17 protein-coding genes are annotated in these 21,710 nt (G+C 57.7%); 3 read left to right on the plus strand and 14 right to left on the minus strand.

Going from position 1 to position 21,710, the window contains the following annotated elements:
- Positions 1–394 precede the first annotated feature (394 nt).
- Entirely contained in the window at positions 395–766 is a 372-nt protein-coding gene (locus ACFQUU_RS13785) for a glycine zipper 2TM domain-containing protein (RefSeq protein WP_382248013.1), read from the plus strand.
- Between the two features lie 145 nt (positions 767–911).
- On the opposite strand, the gene ACFQUU_RS13790 is transcribed toward ACFQUU_RS13785, so the two are convergent.
- From ACFQUU_RS13790 to ACFQUU_RS13845, 12 genes are all read right to left on the minus strand, one after another.
- Complete coding sequence (locus ACFQUU_RS13790) at positions 912–1,205, minus strand: DUF167 domain-containing protein (protein ID WP_382248015.1); 294 nt, start codon at positions 1,203–1,205, stop codon at positions 912–914.
- Positions 1,205–1,747: a YggT family protein gene (locus ACFQUU_RS13795; protein WP_382248017.1), complete on the minus strand. Its 543-nt coding sequence runs from the start codon at positions 1,745–1,747 to the stop codon at positions 1,205–1,207. The genes ACFQUU_RS13790 and ACFQUU_RS13795 overlap by 1 nt, the downstream gene beginning before the upstream one ends.
- A 98-nt stretch (positions 1,748–1,845) precedes the next feature.
- A complete protein-coding gene (locus ACFQUU_RS13800; RefSeq protein WP_382248019.1) occupies positions 1,846–2,451 on the minus strand; it encodes a histone H1-like DNA-binding protein in 606 nt (201 codons plus the stop codon).
- 533 nt (positions 2,452–2,984) lie between these two features.
- The gene (locus ACFQUU_RS13805) at positions 2,985–4,187 is read right to left on the minus strand and encodes a ribonucleotide-diphosphate reductase subunit beta (protein ID WP_057290129.1); all 1,203 of its coding nucleotides are present in this window, start codon (positions 4,185–4,187) and stop codon (positions 2,985–2,987) included.
- A gap of 133 nt (positions 4,188–4,320) precedes the next feature.
- Positions 4,321–7,239 carry a ribonucleoside-diphosphate reductase subunit alpha gene (locus tag ACFQUU_RS13810; protein ID WP_382248022.1) on the minus strand — a complete coding sequence of 973 codons (2,919 nt, stop codon included), beginning with the start codon at positions 7,237–7,239 and terminating at the stop codon, positions 4,321–4,323.
- A 391-nt stretch (positions 7,240–7,630) separates the two neighbouring features.
- The gene (gene ampD / locus ACFQUU_RS13815; RefSeq protein ID WP_382248024.1) at positions 7,631–8,224 is read right to left on the minus strand and encodes a 1,6-anhydro-N-acetylmuramyl-L-alanine amidase AmpD; all 594 of its coding nucleotides are present in this window, start codon (positions 8,222–8,224) and stop codon (positions 7,631–7,633) included.
- Positions 8,221–9,747 carry a sigma-54-dependent transcriptional regulator gene (locus tag ACFQUU_RS13820; RefSeq protein ID WP_382248026.1) on the minus strand — a complete coding sequence of 509 codons (1,527 nt, stop codon included), beginning with the start codon at positions 9,745–9,747 and terminating at the stop codon, positions 8,221–8,223. Before ACFQUU_RS13820 ends, ampD begins: the two co-directional genes overlap by 4 nt.
- Before the next feature lie 50 nt (positions 9,748–9,797).
- A complete protein-coding gene (locus ACFQUU_RS13825; RefSeq protein WP_382248028.1) occupies positions 9,798–11,486 on the minus strand; it encodes a nitrogen regulation protein NR(II) in 1,689 nt (562 codons plus the stop codon).
- 36 nt (positions 11,487–11,522) lie between these two features.
- Positions 11,523–11,768 (minus strand): PP0621 family protein, encoded by a 246-nt coding sequence (locus ACFQUU_RS13830; protein WP_382248030.1) that lies wholly within the window; start codon positions 11,766–11,768, stop codon positions 11,523–11,525.
- Positions 11,765–12,574 (minus strand): inner membrane protein YpjD, encoded by an 810-nt coding sequence (locus ACFQUU_RS13835; RefSeq protein ID WP_382248032.1) that lies wholly within the window; start codon positions 12,572–12,574, stop codon positions 11,765–11,767. The genes ACFQUU_RS13830 and ACFQUU_RS13835 overlap by 4 nt, the downstream gene beginning before the upstream one ends.
- Positions 12,575–12,703: 129 nt before the next feature.
- Positions 12,704–14,047 (minus strand): sigma-54-dependent transcriptional regulator, encoded by a 1,344-nt coding sequence (locus ACFQUU_RS13840; RefSeq protein ID WP_382248034.1) that lies wholly within the window; start codon positions 14,045–14,047, stop codon positions 12,704–12,706.
- Complete coding sequence (locus ACFQUU_RS13845) at positions 14,025–15,878, minus strand: ATP-binding protein (RefSeq protein ID WP_382248519.1); 1,854 nt, start codon at positions 15,876–15,878, stop codon at positions 14,025–14,027. The genes ACFQUU_RS13840 and ACFQUU_RS13845 overlap by 23 nt, the downstream gene beginning before the upstream one ends.
- A 484-nt stretch (positions 15,879–16,362) precedes the next feature.
- On the opposite strand from ACFQUU_RS13845, the gene ffh reads away from it, so the two are divergent.
- A complete protein-coding gene (ffh, locus tag ACFQUU_RS13850) occupies positions 16,363–17,733 on the plus strand; it encodes a signal recognition particle protein (protein WP_382248036.1) in 1,371 nt (456 codons plus the stop codon).
- An 856-nt stretch (positions 17,734–18,589) separates the two neighbouring features.
- Positions 18,590–19,105, plus strand: coding sequence for an SWIB/MDM2 domain-containing protein (locus tag ACFQUU_RS13855; protein ID WP_382248038.1), 516 nt, complete (start codon positions 18,590–18,592; stop codon positions 19,103–19,105).
- A 153-nt stretch (positions 19,106–19,258) separates the two neighbouring features.
- On the opposite strand, the gene ACFQUU_RS13860 is transcribed toward ACFQUU_RS13855, so the two are convergent.
- A complete protein-coding gene (locus ACFQUU_RS13860; protein WP_382248040.1) occupies positions 19,259–19,867 on the minus strand; it encodes a lytic transglycosylase domain-containing protein in 609 nt (202 codons plus the stop codon).
- Positions 19,868–19,880: 13 nt separating this feature from the next.
- The gene (locus ACFQUU_RS13865) at positions 19,881–21,605 is read right to left on the minus strand and encodes a proline--tRNA ligase (RefSeq protein WP_382248042.1); all 1,725 of its coding nucleotides are present in this window, start codon (positions 21,603–21,605) and stop codon (positions 19,881–19,883) included.
- Between the last annotated feature and the right edge of the window lie 105 nt (positions 21,606–21,710).

Raw genomic sequence — 21,710 nt, forward strand, 5'->3', positions numbered from 1 at the left:
GAACTGGATCGAAGGGTATTACAATCGTCAGCGAATTCATTCCTCAACCGGATATCGCACTCCGGTTCAAGCTGAGGAAACGCTGATGGATGCATGACATGCTGTACGTGAAACCGAGGCAGGGTCAGATCGCTTATCAGGGTGGGCAGAATCACGCTCTGACCCGTGTCGAAATCGAAGAGCAGTTCCAGAAGGCATTCGGTTATCGCTTTGCGTAAATCGAGATCCGCTTCCGGCTCGTGACTTCCTGTAGCAGTCACGTAGCTGCATGCTCTCGGATAGCGCAAGCAGATATTGTGTTGGAGGCGGCATGCGTAATAATGGAAGAATGTTGATGTTCCTGTTGACGAGCATTGCGCTTGTCGGCTGTACATCGCCTCCTCCGGTTCCGCCTATGGTTTCCTCTACTCAAGGCAGCTTTCTGATACAGAACGCGCAAGTAACGCAAGTGAAGGACGTCGTCCTGCGGGACGGCCACAACTCCGGTATTGGCTCCTTTGTCGGCAGCATTCTGGGTGGCGTCGCCGGAAGCCGTATTGGTAGCGGCACCGGCAGCGCGATTGCAGGAATCGGCGGTGCGGTTGCTGGCGGTATGGCGGGCCAGCATGCTGAACAGTCGAGTTCCGGCCGCAGCAGCACCGAGGTCACAGTCCGCCTCGACAATGGCGAGCTGCGTACTTTTGCGGTAGCCCCCAACGAGAGCTTTCGTGTTGGCGAGATCGTGAAAGTAACAACCAACAATGGGCAAATGCGACTGACCCGCTGACGGTGCGGCGACAATACTATAACCGGTCTTCGTTCTTGCTGATGCGGCTGCGACGTATGCGGGATATCAAACATTTCCGGTTTTCAGCATACCGCCATGCCCCGTCATCAGCGCGATGGCTTCCTTTTGAATGACTGCAACCGCATCATGCCGATGTGAGCAGACGCTGCACTTCTTCTGGCGTTACGCCGACAAGTTCCACACTCTTGCGCCGACTGGTGTGTCCATGCGTGATCGTGACGCGATTTTTTGGGCAACCCAGCGTGTCGGCGAGATGCTTCACCAGCGCATCATTTGCCTTGCCCTCGATCGGCTGCGCTTGCAACCGGATCTTCAGGGCATCAAGATGTACGCCAACGACTTCACTTTTCTTCGCATTGGGCTGAACCTGCACGGTGATGCGCACACCGCCGGGCATCGGGGCGCACCACTCTTTCATCAGGCCAGCGAAGTGATGAGGGTGGTAACCAGCATCAGGGCGATACGCAGCAGGATCAGCGCAACCAGTGGACTGAGGTCGACATTGCCGATCAACGGTACCACGCGACGCAGCGGCCGCAGCAAGGGGTCGTTGAGCGCACGGATGAAGGGCGCCAGGGGTGCATGCGGATTGACCCAGCTAAATATGGCTTCAATGATCAGCAGGCCCATGAAGCCATAGAAGATCCACTCAAAGAACCGAATTAGTGACAGCACGACCAGGAAATCGACCGAGAAACGCGAGACGATGGCGAGATCGATCGCGACAGCCAGGACAATGACAAGAATGGCGCCGATCAGGCTGGCCCAGTCGTAGCCGCCGACACCAGGGAGAATACGGCGCATTGGCCGCACGAACCAGTCGGTAAGTTGAAAAATGAATTGGCCCAGCGAATTTGGTGGGCGTACGCGCACCACCTGCATCCAGAATCGGAGCAACAGGACGCCACCCAATATGCCTGCAATGGCATCGACAATCAAAGTAAGAATGCTAGTCAGCACTATCTGGTCTCCACATGAAAAAAGCCCGTTGTGCGGCCGAGGGCCACGCAACGGGCATTTTGCCTGAACTTAATCAGGCCTGCGAGCAAGCTCAGCTATTACGGACGTGTGCCGGTCGGAAACGGCCATGCCGCTGCCGGATTCAACACTGTCTTTACCGCAGGTGCAGCGGCAGGCTTGGCAGCGGATTTCTTCGCAGCGGCCTTTTTCGGAGCAGCCTTCTTGGGTGCTGCAGCTTTTTTCGCAGCAGGCTTGGCGGCGGCTTTCTTAGGAGCTGCAGCTTTTTTGGCTGTAGTCTTCTTCGCAGCGGCTTTCTTAGGAGCTGCTGCTTTCTTGGCTACGGTCTTTTTCGCTGCGGCTTTCTTAGGAGCTGCTGCCTTCTTGGCTACCGGCTTCTTTGCTGCTGCTTTTTTAGGAGCTGCAGCTTTCTTGGCTACAGTCTTTTTCGCTGCGGCTTTCTTAGGAGCTGCTGCCTTCTTGGCTACCGGCTTCTTTGCTGCTGCTTTTTTAGGAGCTGCAGCTTTCTTGGCTACTGGCTTCTTTGCTGCTGCTTTCTTAGGAGCTGCGGCCTTCTTAGCTACCGGCTTCTTCGCTGCTGCTGCCTTCTTTGGAGCTGCTGCTTTCTTAGCTGCAGGCTTCTTTGCTGCTGCCGGCTTCTTTGCCGAGGCTGCTTTTTTCGCAGCCGCTTTCTTTGCTGTTGCCATTTGTTTCTCCTTCACGTGATGGAAAATTCAAACTACGAGGTTGTAAACCCGCCTGCCCCATCGCGATGGGTCATGCGGATTATTCATCGGCGCAAGCAAGCTTCTGCTTGCGCTAATGAATTCGGCACCAGCTGAACTGCTGCATCACCTCATTCATGCAGCACTTCAGCCTTTTTCAACTACGCCTCTCTTCTGAAAATCACGCCGCGCGTCGGTCGTGACGGAGGACTTCTATCGCGCGCAAAGGGCGTCGCGATTGCCGTAGCCAAAAAAAACGCCGGCAACAAAGCCGGCGCAGGAATACTCTTTCACAAAAACCAACAGGTTTTTCAGGGAAAAAGCCGCCTTTCCCGACAGCGTCGGGTTCAGCGGCGATAACAGAGATGATCTGGTCGTTCGTCTACTGTCCATTAACTTAGGTGATAGTCCTTCAGGTTTTCAGCCACCGGCCACCTCATGGTCTTATTCCGGTCAACTGCTTTGTCTCCGACCGCCCGCTCATTTCGAGACGGGCTTATTCTTTCTGTTCTTGCTTATTCCCAGTTCAGTGCACCACCGGTCTGGTATTCGATCACACGAGTCTCGAAGAAGTTGCGTTCTTTTTTCAGATCGATCATCTCGCTCATCCACGGGAAAGGATTTTCTTCCTGCGGGAACATCGGATCAAGACCGATCTGTTGCGCGCGTCGATTTGCGATGAATCGCAGGTACCCTTTAAACATCGGCGCATTCAAACCAAGCACTCCACGCGGCATTGTATCCTCTGCGTAGCGATATTCCAACTCCACAGCGCGCAAAAACAACGATTTAATCTCTTCACGGAATTCTGCAGTCCACAAATGCGGATTCTCGAGCTTGATTGTATTGATCAGATCGATCCCGAAGTTGCAGTGCATCGACTCATCGCGCAGGATGTATTGATACTGCTCAGCTGCACCCATCATCTTGTTCTGACGACCGAGCGCGAGGATCTGCGTGAAGCCGACATAGAAGAACAAGCCTTCCATCAGGCATGCAAACACGATCAGCGAGCGCAGCAGCGTCTGGTCTGCTTCTACGGTACCGGTCTTGAATTCAGGATTGGTGAGCACGTCGATGAAGGGGATCAGGAATTCATCCTTGTCGCGGATCGATGCAACCTCATGGTAGGCATTGAAGATCTCGCCTTCATCCAGGCCCAACGATTCCACGATGTACTGATAAGCGTGGGTATGAATTGCCTCCTCGAATGCCTGGCGCAGCAGGTACTGGCGGCACTCGGGCGCCGTAATGTGGCGGTAGGTGCCCAGCACGATGTTGTTGGCGGCCAGCGAGTCGGCAGTGACGAAGAAGCCGAGGTTGCGCTTGACCAGGCGACGCTCGTCCTCGGTCAGGCCGTTCGGGTTCTTCCACAGCTCGATGTCGCGCTGCATGTTGATCTCTTGCGGCATCCAGTGGTTGGCGCAACCGGCCAGGTACTTGTCCCATGCCCATTTGTATTTGAACGGAACGAGCTGATTGACGTCAGTCTGGCCGTTGATGATGCGCTTGTCCGCAGCGTTCACGCGGCGCGACTCCTCGGCGGCGGTTGGCTTGGCGACCAGGGCCGGATTCATCGGGGTATTGGTGAGCTGCGCATTCATTTGCGCATTGGGGGACAGTGCATGCGATGCCGACGAGGACGCCGGCGCCAGCGCCGGTTGCGGAGCCTGAGCGGGTCTTGCGACTGGAGTTACTTCGTCATCCCAACTAAGCATGGTCGATCTTCCTTACAGGTATTGTAGTTGTACTTGTGTGTTGTTCAAGCGCGGTTTTTGCGCGGCACTTTCAAGCCGGCGGCGATCCGTGGTCGCCGACCGGCTTTTGCTTCGGGTCTTCAGGTCCCGAATGTTACTGGCAGGCTTCGCATTCTTCAAAGCCCGGGTCGCCCGGACGCAGCATGCAAGCAGGACCTGCGAGCTCTTCGGTCGCCGCGGACGCTGTCGCGACCGGTGCGGACGACATGCCGCTGTTCATGCTGCCGCTAGCGGATACCGCATTCAACGCACCTGCCTTGGTGGTCGACTTCTCGGCGTGTGTCGCGCCGATGGTGCGCAGGTAGTACGTGGTCTTCAGGCCACGCAACCATGCAAGCTTGTAGGTTTCGTCGAGTTTCTTGCCCGAGGCGCCGGCCATGTAGATGTTCAGCGATTGCGCCTGGTCAATCCATTTCTGGCGACGCGATGCGGCTTCGACCAGCCACTTCGGCTCGACCTCGAATGCGGTGGCGTAGATCTCGCGCAGGTCTTGCGGAATGCGGTCGATCTTGGCCAGGCTGCCGTCGAAGTACTTGAGATCGGCAACCATCACTTCATCCCACAGGCCGCGCGCCTTCAGGTCACGCACGAGGTGTTCGTTGATCTCGGTAAATTCACCGGACAGGTTCGACTTCACGTACAGGTTCTGATAAGTCGGCTCGATGCAGGCAGACACGTCGATGATATTCGAGATCGTTGCAGTCGGCGCGATTGCCACGCAGTTCGAATTGCGCATGCCATGTTCCTTGATGCGTGCACGCAGCGATGCCCAGTCCATGGTCTCGGTGGTGTCCACTTCGAGGTACCCGCCGCGCTCTTCGGCCAGCAGTTTCAGGGAGTCTTGCGGCAGGATGCCACGATCCCACAACGAGCCACGGTAGGAACTGTAACGGCCGCGCTCTTCCGCCAGTTCGGTCGATGCCCAGTAAGCGTAGTAGCAGACGGCTTCCATCGAACGGTCAGCAAATTCAACCGCATCCATCGAGGCGTACGGAATGCGCATCATGTGCAGGCAATCCTGGAAACCCATGATTCCCATGCCGACCGGACGGTGGCGCAGGTTGGAATCACGTGCCTTCTTGACTGCGTAATAGTTGATATCGATCACGTTATCGAGCATGCGCATCGCGGTGCGGATGGTCTTTTGCAGCTTGACGTGATCCAGCTTGCCGTCCTTCATGTGGGCCGGCATGTTGACCGAACCGAGGTTACAGACCGCGATTTCGGACTCGTTGGTGTTAAGCGTGATCTCGGTGCACAGGTTGGAACTGTGAACGACGCCAACATGCTGCTGCGGGGAACGGATGTTGCATGGGTCCTTGAATGTGATCCATGGGTGGCCGGTCTCGAACAGCATCGACAGCATCTTGCGCCACAGGTCGAGCGCCTGAACCTTCTTGAACAACTTCAGTTCGCCGCGGGCAGCCTTGGCTTCGTAGCCGGTGTAGGCTTCTTCAAAGGCCTTACCAAACTTTTCATGCAGGTCAGGCACATCCGACGGCGAGAACAGGGTCCACTCGCCCTTTTCCATCACGCGCTTCATGAACATGTCGGGAATCCAGTTCGCGGTGTTCATGTCGTGTGTACGGCGGCGATCATCGCCAGTGTTCTTGCGCAGATCGAGGAATTCCTCGATATCCATGTGCCAGGTTTCCAGGTAGGCACAGACTGCGCCCTTGCGCTTTCCACCCTGGTTGACGGCGACGGCGGTGTCGTTCACGACTTTCAGGAAGGGAACCACACCCTGCGATTTGCCGTTGGTGCCCTTGATATGGGCGCCGAGTGCACGCACCGGCGTCCAGTCATTGCCCAGGCCGCCAGCGAATTTAGCCAGCAGCGCGTTTTCCTTGATGGCTTCGTAGATCCCGTCGAGATCGTCGGCAACCGTGGTCAGGTAGCAGGACGACAGTTGCGAGCGCTGTGTACCGGAATTGAACAGGGTTGGTGTCGAGCTCATGAAATCGAAGGACGACAGCAGGTTGTAGAACTCGATCGCGCGGGCTTCGCGGTTGATCTCGTTCAGTGCCAGGCCCATCGCGACACGCATGTAGAAAGCCTGTGGCATTTCGATGCGGGTGCCTTCGATATGCAGGAAGTAGCGGTCGTACAGAGTCTGCAGGCCGAGGTAGCCGAATTGCAGGTCGCGGTCGGGTTGCAGTGCATCAGCCAGTTTCTTCAGGTCGAACTGGGCCAGCTTGGTATCGAGCAGGTCGGCTTCGATTCCCTTCTTGATGTATTTCGGGAAGTATTCGACGTAATGTGCAGCGGCATCGGCTTGTGCAACTTCCTGACCGAACACTTCCTTACGGATGGTGTGCATGAGCAGGCGAGCGGTCACGCGGCTATAGGCCGGGTCCTTTTCCATCAGCGCGCGGGCAGCCAGGATGGCGGACTTGTGCAGTTCCTCGACCGGCACGCCGTCGTACAGGTTCTTGACCGTTTCAGCCAGGATCGCTTCCGCGTCAACATGCTTTTCGAGGCCGACGCAGGCAGCGGTGATCAGGTCGCGGACCTGGTTGAGATCGAGCGGACGACGCTGACCATCTTCGGTGACATGCAATTGCGGTGCGTCGGTCGGCTTGGCGGCTTGCTGCTGCGCACGTTCTTCCATCCGCTTGGCGCGGTACAGCACGTAGGCACGGGCCACATCATGTTCGCCCGAGCGCATCAACGCCAGTTCAACCTGGTCCTGTACGTCTTCGATATGGAAGGTGCCGCCTGCCGGCTGGCGACGCACCAATGCCGAGACCACGCCGTTCGTCAGCTGTTCGACCAGTTCACGCACGCGCGCCGATGCCGCGCCCTGCCCGCCGTTCACGGCGAGGAAAGCCTTGGTCATGGCGATCGAAATCTTGGACGGCTCGAAGCCGACGACCGCACCGTTGCGGCGAATGACTTTGTAGTCGCCGAGGTTGACGTTCATGTTGGCTGTGGAAGCGGAGGTAGGAGCATGCGGAGGGATCAGACCGAATTCGGCGGTGGATTTTTGATTGATTTCTTGATTTGCGAGCATCTTGCCTCCTGACGTAACGCGACAGCCGTGCAGCTGTTGTCTATGGTTATTGATTTAGAACACCCCATGCGGGCAGCGTTCACGTATTCGTGCAAACCATGCATTTATGGCGCGAACGAGTCTCTGCCTGACATCTGGCATCGTTCCGCACGGCTTGCATTTAATGGGGAGAGCTGTTCACTGCCCACCCGCTACATAACAACTATTACGCTAATGAACTACTTGAACAGCCCTGTAAGGGACTCACAGCACCCGTTAGAGCAACTACTACATCTAGTGGTTCCCGCTGTGATTGAGACTAATTCTAGTGGCTGGCCTAGGATGTTGCAATATCTTTTTTATGGGATGCACAACAAATTTCCTGCGTAAACAGGGTTGACTTTTCCTCGCTTCAAGCTGGAAAACGCAGATTCGATTGTGTGATGGAAACGCACTTGTTTCGAATCAAGGACTTGCGGAAACGGTCCCAGTCGAAGTGCGGACCGGGATCGGTTTTACGTCCGGGCGCAATATGTTCATGTCCCGCAACGGCGGTTAACGGATAACGAGCCTCAAGCGCAGAGGTCAGGTCAGCCAGTGCATCGTACTGCGCATCCTCAAAGGGATCGAAGTCCGTGCCCTCCAGCTCGATTCCAATCGAGAAATCGTTGCAGCGCTCACGGCCGCAAAAGTTGGACGCGCCGGCATGCCATGCGCGATCGTTCGCCGACACAAATTGCATGACATGCCCATCGCGCCGGATCAGGAAGTGCGCCGACACCCGCAACGCCCGCAATTGATCGAAGTACGGATGCGCATCGCAGTCGAGCCGGTTACCGAACAGATCGGCGATATAGGGTCCGCCAAACTGGCTCGGCGGCAGGCTGATATTGTGGATCACGAGCAGGTCCACCACGGTACCGGGTGCTCGTGGATCGAAGTTGGGTGAAGGCTGGCGCTCCACGCCGGAAGACCAGCCGTCGGCATCAATCTGGAATCGGTTCATGATTCGGGTTCGTGGATGGACAGGCGCTGCATGCGATAGCGTAGCTGGCGGAAGCTGATGCCCAGGAGTTCGGCGGCCTGGGTCCGGTTGAAATGCGTTTTGGCGAGCGCGCGACAGATCACTTCACGCTCGACCTGGTCGAGATAGTCGGGAAGCGACGCAGGCAAGTCGTTACCGGATTGGGCCGTACACACATCATCGTTGCTCCCCTCCGCGGTGTCGGCCACGTCCATTTTCGGCCCCACAGGCACCGGCGGCACCGGCGGCACCGGCAACGGTGCCGGTGGAATCAAGACAGGTTCGGGCTGTCCCGACAAAGACGCGGCGGCTGTGGCGGGGCGCACGCTCGCTGAAGCTCCCGGACCGGTCTGCTTCAGTGCCAGGTCTTCCACCTCGATGGCACTGTCGTTGGCGAATGCCATCGCGCGCTCCAGTACGTTCTCGAGTTCTCGCACATTGCCGGGAAATGAATAGGCACGCAAGGCATTCAGTGCGGCGGGACTCAATACCGCAGGCGTACCGCCAAGTGCCAGGCGCGCAAGAATGGCATCGGAGAGCAAGCCGATATCGTCGAGCCGTTCACGCAATGGCGGCAAGCGCAGCTCGATGACATTGAGCCGGTAAAACAAGTCCTGACGGAATCTTCCCTGCTCCACGCATTCGGCCAGATTCTGGTGCGTCGCGCTGATGATACGCACGTCAACCGGCTCTTCGACCGTGGCGCCGACCTTGCGCACCCGGCGTTCCTGGATGGCGCGCAGCAGTTTTACCTGCATGGCGAGTGGCAGGTCGGCGACTTCGTCGAGCATCAGCGTGCCGCCGTTCGCAGCCTGGAAAAAACCGTCGCGATCGTCGGTTGCACCGGTAAAGGCGCCTTTGCGGTAGCCAAAAAACTCGGCTTCCATCAGCGCCTCCGGAATAGCACCGCAATTGACGGCGATGAAAGGCTTGTCGGCCCGGGCGCTGTGCGCATGGATATCGCGTGCCGCCAATTCCTTGCCGCTGCCCGATTCGCCGGTGATTGACACCGGCGCCATGCTGCGCGCAAGGCGCACAATCTGCGCACGCAAGTCGCGCATGACGACGGACTGGCCGACCAGACAGGAATCGCCTCCCGTCGCGGAGACGCCCGATGCAGAACCACCGGCCTCGGTCGTATGGATCCGCAACGCCGACCGCACCATCTGGCGCAACTGATCGAGCGCGACCGGCTTGGTCAGATAATCGAACGCACCCGCTTTTAAGGCGGAAACGGCATTGTCCGTGCTGCCGAAAGCAGTGATCACGGCAATCGGTGTGTTCTTATATAGAGAGGCGACTTCGCGCACCAGTTCAATGCCCAGTCCATCGGGCAGGCGCATGTCGGTCAGGACCAGGGCATACTCGGTTTGCTGCAAAAGCCGGCGTGCCGCGTCCAAACAGTCGGCGCAATCGACATCCAGCCCCATTTTAATCAGCGTGATCTCTAGCAGTTCACGCAGGTCAGCTTCATCATCGACAACCAGGATACGGGGTGCTGTCATGGATAATATTCATATCAATCATTGGTGTGCCAGGCGCTGTACCCGGCACGCTATACGGCGAAGGTAATCACAAAACGTCCGCTCGGCTCGTCGCGGCCATCACCGGAGAGATCCATCCGGTATTCATAATCGAGCATCGCACCATTGTTGAGGCACAGTTCTCGGGCGACATATAGCCCCAGTCCGGTCCCCTTGCTGGACGTAGTGTAAAACGGTTCGAACAGATGCGCCCTCACTTCGGGCGTGATGGCCGGCCCATCGTCCTGCACATGCAACTCGAAACGCTCGGAAGTCGGCGACACCGCCAGCAGACGTATACTCCCAGACCGTCCGCTGGCGTAGCGCAGTGCGTTGGTTAACAGATTCATGACTACCTCGCGCAAATGCAGCGGGTCGAACCAAACCCGGGCGTTGTCCATCGGACCGACGGCAATCATGTCGGGCGCAAGTTTGTGGGTTTCCCGCAGTTCGAGCACCGCTTCCGACAGGAAGGGCGCCAACTGCAGCGGCTCGGCCTGCGTATGCGCCTTGCGAGACAGTTTCAGAATGTCTTCAATCATGCGATTCAGTCGGACCACATTGTCGCTGACGATATTGAGCAGACGCTTTTCGGTCGGCTGGACCAGGTCTTCGCTCAGCAGGGAAGCCGCATGGGAGATCGCCGACAGGGGGTTCCTCACTTCGTGAGCGATGCTCGCGGTCAGACGGCCCATCGATGCCAGTTTGAGTTGCTGCGCCTGGTTTTCGATTTCGCTGACGTCCTGCAGGAAAATCACGGTACGGTCATTGCTGAGACCGGCACTCTTCACCGAAGCAAAGCGCAATTTCAGATGTGTATGCAGGTCGCGCCGACGATCGCGCGTCAACATTGGCCGCGTCACTCCCATATCGTCGCCCGGCTTCACCCTGACATAAGTGGACGATCCGTCATCTGCTGTGCGGCCAACGGCGGCTTGCTGCCATGCAAAGAAGGCATCGGCGATCGGTGTCAGGGTCTCGCGGTCGGTCAGTTTGTAGCGTGGTTGACCATATGCAACCGACATGCCCAGCATGCGTTCGGCAGCGGGATTACCGGCGAAAACTTCCGTGTCGTCACCAACCACGAGAATCCCATCGTTCATGTCCGCGATCACCAGGCGATTGATTGCCTCCTGTAATTGCAGGTCCCTGCCTCGCTGTGCCGCAAGGTCTTCCTGCTTGATCAGCTTGGCCGCAAGGCGGTTGATGACAAAGATCGCGGCGAAAAATGCAGCGCCGTAGAGGCCCGCCTGAGAAGGCGAGGTATCCACCATTGAATACAGTAACTGGTACAGGCTTTCGCCCAGCAGGATCAGCGTGACGATGGAGACAAAGAACAGCGCCGGCACCAGCGGCGCCAGGACCGCCGCACCGGACAATGGAAACAGGTAAAGAATCGCCAGGCCGCTGCGCGCGCCACCGGCGGCAATGTACAAAATCGAAATCGCACTAATGTCGACCACCAGTTGCGCCAGTAGTTGCAACATGAAGCGCCGCTGTACATAGATGGAGAGCGATCCGAAACCGAAGGCGAGCACAAGATAGAGCAGGCAGGTTTGCCATTCGGCATAGCCATTGCCGACCTGCGATTCGCGGAATGCGTTGATGCCGAAATAGACAAGCAGCACCACCGTGATCACAACACGCGTCGCACAGAAGGTTTGCAGGGTGCGCCAAAAGGTTTCGCGGCTTTCCCGCCGCTGCAGTACGGTGCCCATCATCGGCTCGCCGACATGCGTGTTGCCATTGCCCGCAAGTCAACGACCGGCATGTCGCAACCGGTGTTCTTCGCTGCAAAAAATCATGCCGTGCGGACCTGCCAGCGCTTCGGATGCCGGCAGGTGAAGACCGCATTCCGCGCACTGTATCATCGGCTGCGGCTCAGGGAGCGCCTCTCGTCCGGTGCCTTTTTGCGCATCGCGCACGGCGCCGCTGACCTTTTTTTCGCGCATGATCCACATCACGACCAAGACAATAATCACCGCCCAAAGGAGGAACTTCATGCCAGGCTCCGATGCAACACCACTTCCAGGACGAAGCGGCTACCGACATACGCAAGCAAAAGGGTCGCAAATCCAGTCAGGGTAAAGCGCAAGGCCATTTTGCCGCGCCATCCACGCCAGAACCGGCCAGCGAGCAGCAGTCCGAACAGTATCCATGACAACAGGGTAAAAATGGTCTTGTGATCCCACTTGATCGGTATGCCGAACAGTTGTTCTGAAAACACGATACCGGATAAGACCGTCATGGTCAGCAGTGCGAAACCAAAAGCGATCATGCGGAACAGAATTTTCTCCATGGTCAGCAGCGCTGGCAGCCGGTCGATGGCGCGCGCCAGCCAGCGGCCGCGCGCTTCGCCAGGGGATGCGTGCAGTTGCGCCTCCTGCAGCGCCATCAGTACCGCATGGAAGGCGGCGATGGTCAGCGAGCTATACGCAAGAATGGCAATCACGACATGCCATGGGAACAATGATGATTTGCCCTCGAGAGGAATCAGGCTACCCGGAAACAGACCGGGCAGGATGACAGCGACGGCAGCCGTGGGCAAGACCATTACGCGCAGGCTATCGAGCGAGAAGTTACGATTCTCGAGCCAGTACGCGGCGACGGAAATCCAGAGCGTGGCGGACAGTACGAAGGCAAACCCGATACGCAGCGATCCGGGTTGGACCATGTCAGCCCAGAGCGCACCGCCATGCAGTAGCCAGCCGACCGCAGTCCCGGCGGAAATGGCAATCCGTTGCCGGGAAGGCAAAACGGCGCAAGTCGCGTAGAGCAGCGCTGCCAATACAAAAAAGGTGATGTGCATCGCGCAAGGACGGTTATGGACAGACTCCTGAGTTTACACCATGTCCGGCCGCCAACCCGGCAAGCTGTTGCCTCGCTTACGCTACTGTCGCAAGCGCGCGCCAGTCTGTCCGAGCTGTCATGCTATTTGTCATGTCACTTTCTCATCGACCGCCCTTCCGGTCGGCAGCTGATACTTTTTTAGTTTGTCATACAAGGTCTTTTTCGGCACACCAAGATGGTCGGCGGTTGCCGCGACGTTGCCGTCATGGGTAGTCAGAGCATCGGCGATCAGCATGCGCTCATAGGCGTCGACCTGCTGCGGGAGTGTATTCGCCGCCATCGTCGCCGGCTCTTCCAGGGAACCGGGCTGATCGAGCACGCCGAGCACCATGCGGTCGGCGAAATTGCGTAACTCCCGGACATTGCCGGGCCAGTCCCGCGCTTTCCATTGGGCGATCTGCGCATGGGTCCAGGCCAGCACCGGACGCTGGTAGCGAATCGCCGCCCCCTGCACGAAATGGGCAAGCAGCAGCGGAATGTCGTCACGCCGGTCGACCAGACGTGGCAGGTCGATACTCACGACACCGATACGGTAGTACAGGTCTTCCCTGAACTTTCCCTGCGCGCTCAAGTCGAGCAGATTGGCCTTGCTGGCTGCAATCACCCGACAATCGATGCTGATCGGATCATTTCCGCCGAGCCGTTCCAGCCTGCGCTCCTGCAGCACTCGCAACAGCTTGACCTGCAGCGCCAGCGGCATCGTTTCTATTTCATCGAGAAATACCGTGCCGCCATTGGCATACTCCAGCTTGCCGATGCGCCGCTTCTGCGCGCTGGTGAAAGCGCCAGCCTCATGCCCGAAAATTTCGCTTTCGAACATCGCCTCGGGTAAAGCGCCGCAATTGAGCGCGACAAAAGGACCCTTGCGTCCGCTGGCTGCATGCAAATGACGGGCAACGACTTCCTTTCCGGAACCGGTCTGGCCATTGATCAGGACATCGGCGGCGGTCGGACCGACCGCACGGATCAGCGTGCGCACACGTTCGATCGCCGCCGACTCTCCGATCAGCGCAGGCATGTCGGGATGGGATGCCCATGCTGCTTTGAGTCGCTGGTTTTCCAGCACGAGGCGGCGTTTTTCCTGAGCCCGCCGTACCGTTTCCACCAGCCGTTCTGCGGCAAAGGGTTTTTCGATGAAGTCGTAAGCGCCGGCACGCATGGCTTCTACCGCCATGTCGACATCGCCATGACCGGTGACAACGATCACGGGCAAATCCGCATCGGCGGCTACGATTTCCGACAATAGATCGAGTCCGGATTTGCCGGGCAGGCGGACGTCCGTCACCACGACTCCGGGAAAGCCGGGCTGCAATATGCTCTGTGCCCGCTCGGCGCTTTCGCAGGCCTGTACCTGGAAGCCACCGAGTTCCAGCGTCTGGGTAGTCGCCAGACGCACCGTTTGTTCATCTTCAATCAGTATGACTTCCTGCATTGGCAAGTGCTCCTCCGTGTTCATTATGCTGATCGGCCGCCAGCGGCAACCTGACCGTAAATTCGGCGCCGCCTTCGGGCAGGTTGTATGCGCTTAGTTGACCATTCATTGCCTGCACGATGGACGAGGAAATGGCGAGCCCAAGGCCGAGACCTTTACCAGAAGGCTTGGTGGTAAAGAAAGGTTCGAACAGATGCTGTGCAACATCTTCCGGGATGCCGGGACCCGAGTCGCGGATCCGCACCAGCGCATCTTTTTCCTGACGGTCGAGCGACACGACAACCGTGCGCTGCTCTGCGTTTTCCACCGCGTCGAGCGCATTGCGCAACAGGTTGATCAGCACCTGTTCGGTACGTACCGCGTCTCCCAGCACCGCCGCCGAGGTATCGATGTCCATGTCGAGCCGCACGTCATGACGGCGGAATTCGCTTTCCAGCAGCATGGCCGATGCGCGAATCGATTGCGCCAGATCGACCGTCGCTACCGCGGCGGCCGTGTCGTGACTCTTGCGGGCAAAGCCCTTGAGTTGCCCGATGATGGCGCCCATGCGTGCACTGGCCGAGCTGATATGCCCGAGATTTTCAGCTGCCTTGTCGGCTTGTCCGCGTGTCAGGAACGTCACAGCATTGTCCGCGAAGGCCCGGATCGCTGCCAATGGCTGATTGAGTTCGTGCGTGACGCCGGCTGCCATCTGGCCGAGCATTGCAAGCTTGCCTGCCTGCACCAGCTCGTTCTGGGTCGAACGTAGCAGATGTTCGGCTTCCTGCAGCTTGGCGTAACGGGATTCGAGATGCTGGTTCGCCTGCAGCAATTCCTGGGTACGTTGGACAATTTTTCTGTCCAGCTCTTCTGCCGCCTGCTGCAGGGCCTTGCGCGACTGCTGCCGTTCTTCAAGGCGACGGCGGCGCTGATGGACCGCCCAATAGCCAATTGCCGTCGCCGCCAGCACCAGAAAGGCACCGAGCGCGGACAGCAGGGCTGCACGATGTATCCTTGCCTGCGCGGGAAACATCATCAACTGCCATCCCAGCCGGCCGACAGGTTTGCTGACATGATCCCCGAATCCGGCTCGCGCGCTTCTGGGCAGGGATGCAATCGGGTAGATGGTTTGGGCTGCGTATTGCAGGGTGCCCGCCAGATGCCTTTGTGCCTGCTCGTTGAGCGGTGTCATGCTGTGATAGCGCCAGTCCGGACGGTTGCTCAAAAAGACTACCCCGCTGCGATCCGCCAGCGCGATCGGTTCCTGGCTGCTGCGCCAGGTCTGCTCGAATTCCGCCAGACCGATCTTGACTGCGATCACCCCGATCGGGGCCGCCCGCCTGTGCATGCTGTCAGCATAGACCGGTTGTGCGATGAAATATCCTGGTTCGCCGGTGGCATTTCCAATGCCATAAAAGCGTCCTGCCCCTCCACGAACCGCGTCGCGGAAATACGGCCTGAACGCAAAATTTTTTCCAACGAAGGTCATCGCCTCGTCCCAGTTGCTTGCCGCGAGCGTATTGCCCTCCCGATCCATCAGATAAATGGCGCTGACTTTCGCCTGTCGCTGGATCAGCTTAAGCAGCAGGTTGAGCCGTTGGATCGCGGCGCGGTCGGCAGGCTGCAGCAACACCTGCACCACTTCCGGATTCACTCCCAGCGTAAATGGCAGGGTCTCATAACGCTCAAGCATCGATTCCAGGTCGAGGGCGATAATCTGCAGTTGCCGGTCGCCGGCGGCATGTATGTCATTGCGGGCCTTGCTTGCACCGAGCAGGTATACCGCGATGACAATCAGGCATGCGCCGGCAACTGCCAGAAATAGTCTTGCCTTTTGCTTGGCCGTATTCATGTGCTCGTCTAGTCGGCAGTCATCCAGGTTGAAATCGACGGCCTTGCCGTCGCGTGCTGCAGACCACATATTACCCGCGTGTAAGACTCGCGGTGTGATTGTGCGAAGTTGTGTCGGAGTTGTGTGTTATGCCAACGCAGGCTTTGTGCCATGCAGGGCAATATCCTCGCGAGAAGACCGATTGATTTCGCCAGCAAGGCAATCCACGGCTTGAAGCCCGAACTCATGATCGTCCGGTTTATCCATAGAGCGGTTTGCCGGACATTCCTGTCCGCCAGATGCGGAATCTCGCACAGAGACGATGCAGGACACCATGACACAGGGGTTGGCGAAGTTTGCATTCAGGCATTTTCAGTCCGGTGCTGCAGACCTTGACAACACCAGACCAAAGAGCGCCATCGGGTAAAATGATGGCTTCCCCGCTGCTGTTTCCATTCTTGCAGCGACCTTCCATTTCCAGAAATATCCAGAGATACCCTAACCCATGCTCGATAACCTGACCCAACGGCTAGCCAAAGTTGTGAAAACGATGCGCGGTGAAGCGCGTCTGACTGAATCGAATACCGCGGAAATGCTGCGCGAAGTACGGCTCGCGCTGCTTGAGGCGGACGTCGCTCTGCCTGCGGTCCGCGAATTCATCGCCCGCGTGAAGGAAAAAGCCGTCGGCGAGGAAGTCGTCGGCTCCCTGACACCCGGCCAAGCGCTGGTCGGCGTGGTGCAGCGTGAACTGGCGTCCATCATGGGTGCCGATCTCGGCCCCGAAGCATCGCAACTCAACTTTGCGACCCAGCCGCCGGCAGTCATCCTGATGGCCGGCCTGCAGGGCGCAGGTAAGACGACCACCGTCGGTAAACTTGCAAAATTTCTCAAGGAACAGAAAAAGAAAAAGGTGCTGACAGTCTCCGCCGACGTGTATCGCCCGGCCGCGATTGGCCAGCTGGAGACGGTGACCGGACAGGTCGGCGCGGACTTTTTCCCGTCCAAGCCAACCGACAAGCCGGTCGATATCGCCCTCGCCGCACTCGACTATGCAAAGAAGCACTACCATGACGTCCTGATCGTCGACACCGCCGGCCGCCTTGGTATCGACGAAGCGATGATGCAGGAAATTGCGGCACTGCACGCTGCGCTCAAGCCGATCGAAACCCTGTTCGTGGTCGACGCGATGCTCGGCCAGGACGCGATCAATACCGCCAAAGCCTTCAACGACACCCTGCCCCTGACTGGCGTGGTACTCACCAAACTCGACGGCGATGCCCGGGGAGGCGCCGCGCTCTCGGTGCGCCATATCACTGGCAAGCCGGTGAAGTTTGCGGGCGTGGCGGAAAAGCTGGACGGCCTCGAAGCCTTCGACCCCAACCGCATGGCCAACCGTATTCTCGGCATGGGCGATATCCTGGCGCTGGTTGAAGAAGCCAAGAAAGGCGTCGACGTTGCCGCGGCTAAAGACCTGGCGGATAAGATCAAGGGCGGCGGTAAATTCGACCTGAACGATTTCAAGTCCCAGATCAGCCAGATGAAAAAGATGGGTGGACTGTCCAGCCTGCTCGATAAACTGCCGGCCCAATTCCAGCAGGCAGCGGGAAATGCCGACATGGACCAAGCCGAAAAGCAGGTACGCCGGATGGAAGGCATCATCAACTCCATGACCCCGCAGGAACGTGCCAAACCCGACCTGATCAAGGCATCGCGCAAGCGCCGGATTGCCGCAGGCGCGGGCGTCCAGGTCCAGGAAGTCAATCGCATGCTCGCCCAGTTCGAGCAAATGCAGTCGATGATGAAAAAGCTTAAGGGCGGCGGCATGATGAAAATGATGCGCGGCATGAAAGGCATGCTGCCGGGGGGCATGCGTTAAGTCGCTTTCGCGATTGCACTGGAAGCCGGCGGACCAAGCCGGCTTTTTTTCGCCCTGTCTGCGCGGTAGTGCTGCGCCTTGCAGGATGCTATAGCGTCTGACGGGCTCAAACGTTCCTCTCCACCGTGGACATGCTGACCGAGAATGCGTTCCTCCGGACAGCCTTTCGGAGCGAAATCTCCCTTTGTCGCAGCGCCGCAGAACAAGCTGCGACCGCCGCTGGATAGGTCTCTTTGCAGCCCAGGAAGACCTTGGCTGTTCGCGCGAATCGCTTCACCGGAAACCTGTTCGTGACTGCGAAGCCTGTCTCTGGCGAATCCCCATTCACGACTATCGATTCAAGTCCAACGGCTTAAGCGTGGCTTGCATCCAACGCACACAGCGCGGACCGGTAGCGCGTCTCGCTCTGAAAACGGCTCTGTCAGAGGAGAAGAGACGCATTCAAATGGCGAATGCCGCATTACCAAATTGGTGCTCAAGCACGGGAGATAACGTCTGCCAGAACGCCATATTCGTCGTGCCGAAGTAGCGCCGCTGCCCTGTCCTTACACCCCCTACCCCCTTGGAGAGCCCCGCCCAGTGCGGCTCTCCGGCCTATCGACATTTGTCGCGTCACTTCGATATGGCCTCTCGAGGCGGTGCACTGTGACGACGTCCTCGTACGCCTCACTGTGCCACGCCCCTTTCACATAAGGTCGATATCGCATTTTCTCCTATGAAGATCGCATCTCGCGCACGCTAAAAAATCATATGAAAACGATCAAAAAACACTTGCATACCTTGAAAAACCGCACCACTATTAGCGTTGCGTGATATGACGCAATTTCCCAACACACTTTGTGAAGGAGGCTTGAAGATGGCAACAGCCAAAAAACCCGCGGCCAAGACAGCCGCTAAGAAGCCCGCTGCGAAGAAAGCCGCAGCAAAACCCGCAGCAAAAAAAGCCGCTCCGGCAAAGAAAGCAGCTCCTGCTAAAAAAGCAGCAGCCAAGCCGGTAGCAAAAAAAGCCGCAGCAAAACCCGCAGCAAAAAAAGCCGCTCCGGCAAAGAAAGCAGCTCCTGCTAAAAAGGCAGCAGCCAAGCCGGTAGCAAAGAAAGCCGCAGCAAAACCGAAGGCCGCACGCAAGCCGAACGCAGCGTTCATGAAGCCGATGACGCCGTCCGCCACCTTGGGTGCAGTGATTGGTGCCAATCCGCTGCCGCGTACTGAAGTCACCAAGAAGGTTTGGGACTACATCAAGAAGAACAAGCTGCAAGATGATGCCAACAAGCGCATGATCAATGCGGATGACAAGCTGAAAGCTGTGTTTGGCGGGAAGAAGCAAGTGTCGATGTTCGAAATGACGAAACTCATTTCCAATCACCTGCAATAATCTCTCTTTCCAGAGGCCAAACAAAAACGCCCGCATCGCGCGGGCGTTTTTGTTTTTACAGCTGAAAATACCGCTGAGTAAACCTCTGGCAGGACAGTCGGCTGTTCACCTTGGCCTTACCTGGCCGCAGCAGGATGAACGCGCTCCAGCGATTTATTGTTTGAATTCCCAATTCTTCCATGCCGCCAGTACGGCATTCGGATACTCTGGCTTGCCCCGACTACCGTTGTAACGACCGAGCGCCAGATAGAGGTTGCCGCGCTCAATGTCGAGGTAAAGCCGCAAGATAGAGCAACCGTAACGAAGGTTGGTCTGCATATGGAACAGCTTTTTGCGATCGCCGTCACCGATGACACGGGTCCAGAACGGCATGACTTGCATATAACCGTGTGCGCCTACCGGAGACACGGCATATTTCCGGAAGGCGGACTCGACCTGGATCAAGCCAAGAACCATGGCAGGGTCAAGGCCGGCCCGCTTGGCTTCGTACCACGCTGTCTGCAGGAATTCGCGCCGGATCTGCATGTCAGGCATGCGCTTCTTCAGCCGCTCGGACATTTCACCCAACCAGTGCAGGTATTTGATGCGCTCCTGGATATCCGGGAATTCGATCCTGGGGGGGCGGGTGTCGCTGATGGACCGTGCCAGCGCCAACCGAACCGAGTCGGCCAGCGCTTCCTCCTTCTGGTTGCCGGCACGGGAGTCAGCAGCTATCCACAGCGCCAGGGCGGCTGCCAGCAGGCGCAAGTAAAAATGCGTCACGTCGGGGCTACCCTCACGCGCAGAGACGCGCCTGAAGGAAAGCGAGCATCTCGGCGGCAGGCACCGGGGTCGCAGCAGCATCACGACGTCCCTGATATTCAAGCTTGCCCTCCTTGAGTCCGCGCTCGCCGACCACCACGCGATGCGGCACGCCGATCAACTCCCAATCGGCGAACATGACACCCGGACGTTCGCCTCGGTCATCGAGAATGACATCAACGCCGGCAGCAAGCATGGTCTCATACAGCTTGTCTGTTTCGGCCTTCACGGCTTCACTGCGGTCGTAACCCATCGGGCACAGGACGACTGCGAATGGCGCGATCGAGGCAGGCCAGATGATGCCCTTGTCGTCAAAATTCTGCTCGATTGCCGCACCCAGGATGCGCGTGACGCCAATGCCGTAGCAGCCCATCTGCATGAACTGCGGCTTGCCGGTTTCGTCCAGATAGGTTGCGTTCATGTCTTTCGAATACCGGGTGCCAAGTTGAAATACATGACCAACCTCGATACCGCGCTGAATCGCGAGCACACCCTTGCCGTCCGGAGACGGATCTCTCTCCACCACGTTGCGCAAGTCGGCAACGACAGGCTCAGGAATATCACGTCCCCAATTGACGCCGGTATAGTGGAAATCCTCTTCGTTGGCGCCGCAAACAAAGTTGGCCATGGCGGCGACCGTCCGATCGGCAACAAGCTTTATCGGTTTTTTGGGGTCAATGGGTCCAAGGTATCCAGGCTTGGTGCCGAACCACTCCAGGATTTCGGCTTCGCTGGCGAACCGATAATTGGTCAGGCCAGGAATCTTGCTGGCCTTGACTTCGTTAAGTTCATGGTCGCCGCGTAGCAATAACAGCCAGACTTCCTTGTCTGCGTCTTCCTTTTCGACGGTCAGTACGATGGACTTTACCGTCTGCGATAAAGACAGATTCAGCAACTCGGCGACATGTTCACATTTTGCCTTGCCCGGTGTCGGCGTCTTCACAAGCGGCTGTGTGGCCGCAGCGCGCGGAGCTAAAGGGGCGACGGCTTCCGCTGCTTCCATATTGGCCGCATAGTCGGACTGCGGGCAATACACGAGGGCGTCCTCGCCGGTGTCGGCGATCACGTGGAACTCATGTGAACCGGAACCACCGATCGCACCGTTATCTGCGGCGACAGCGCGGAATTGCAAACCAAAGCGATCGAAGATCCGGACATAGGCGTCGTACATGATTTTGTAAGACTTCTGCATCCCATCAACATCCCGGTCGAACGAATACGCATCCTTCATCGTGAATTCACGACCACGCATCAGACCGAAACGCGGGCGGCGTTCATCGCGGAACTTGGTCTGGATATGGTAGAAGTTGATCGGCAACTGGCGATAGGACTTGATGTCCATGCGGACAACATCGGTGATGACCTCTTCGGAAGTCGGCTGGATCGCATAGTCGCGGCCGTGGCGATCCTTGACGCGCATCAGTTCCGGCCCCATCTTGTCCCAGCGGCCGGTTTCCTGCCAAAGCTCTGCGGGTTGCACGACCGGCATCAGCATCTCGACGGCACCGGCGCGATTCATTTCTTCGCGCACGATATTTTCGACCTTGCGGATCACGCGCAAACCCATGGGCATATAGGTATAGATACCGGAGCCGAGACGTTTGATCATCCCGGCACGCATCATGAGTTTATGGCTGATGATTTCGGCGTCCGATGGGGCTTCTTTAAGGGTAGAAATAAAAAATCGTGATGCGCGCATGACGGTGAATTCTTTTTAAAAAGAGAGGGTTATAATCAACTCAATTTTAAAGGATTAGCTGGCTGATGCATCCATTACCGACATATTTGATTCACGCTGCCACCC

Origin of the sequence: Herbaspirillum sp. GCM10030257 (assembly GCF_042666555.1) — a bacterium.
Lineage (GTDB): Bacteria > Pseudomonadota > Gammaproteobacteria > Burkholderiales > Burkholderiaceae_D > Noviherbaspirillum.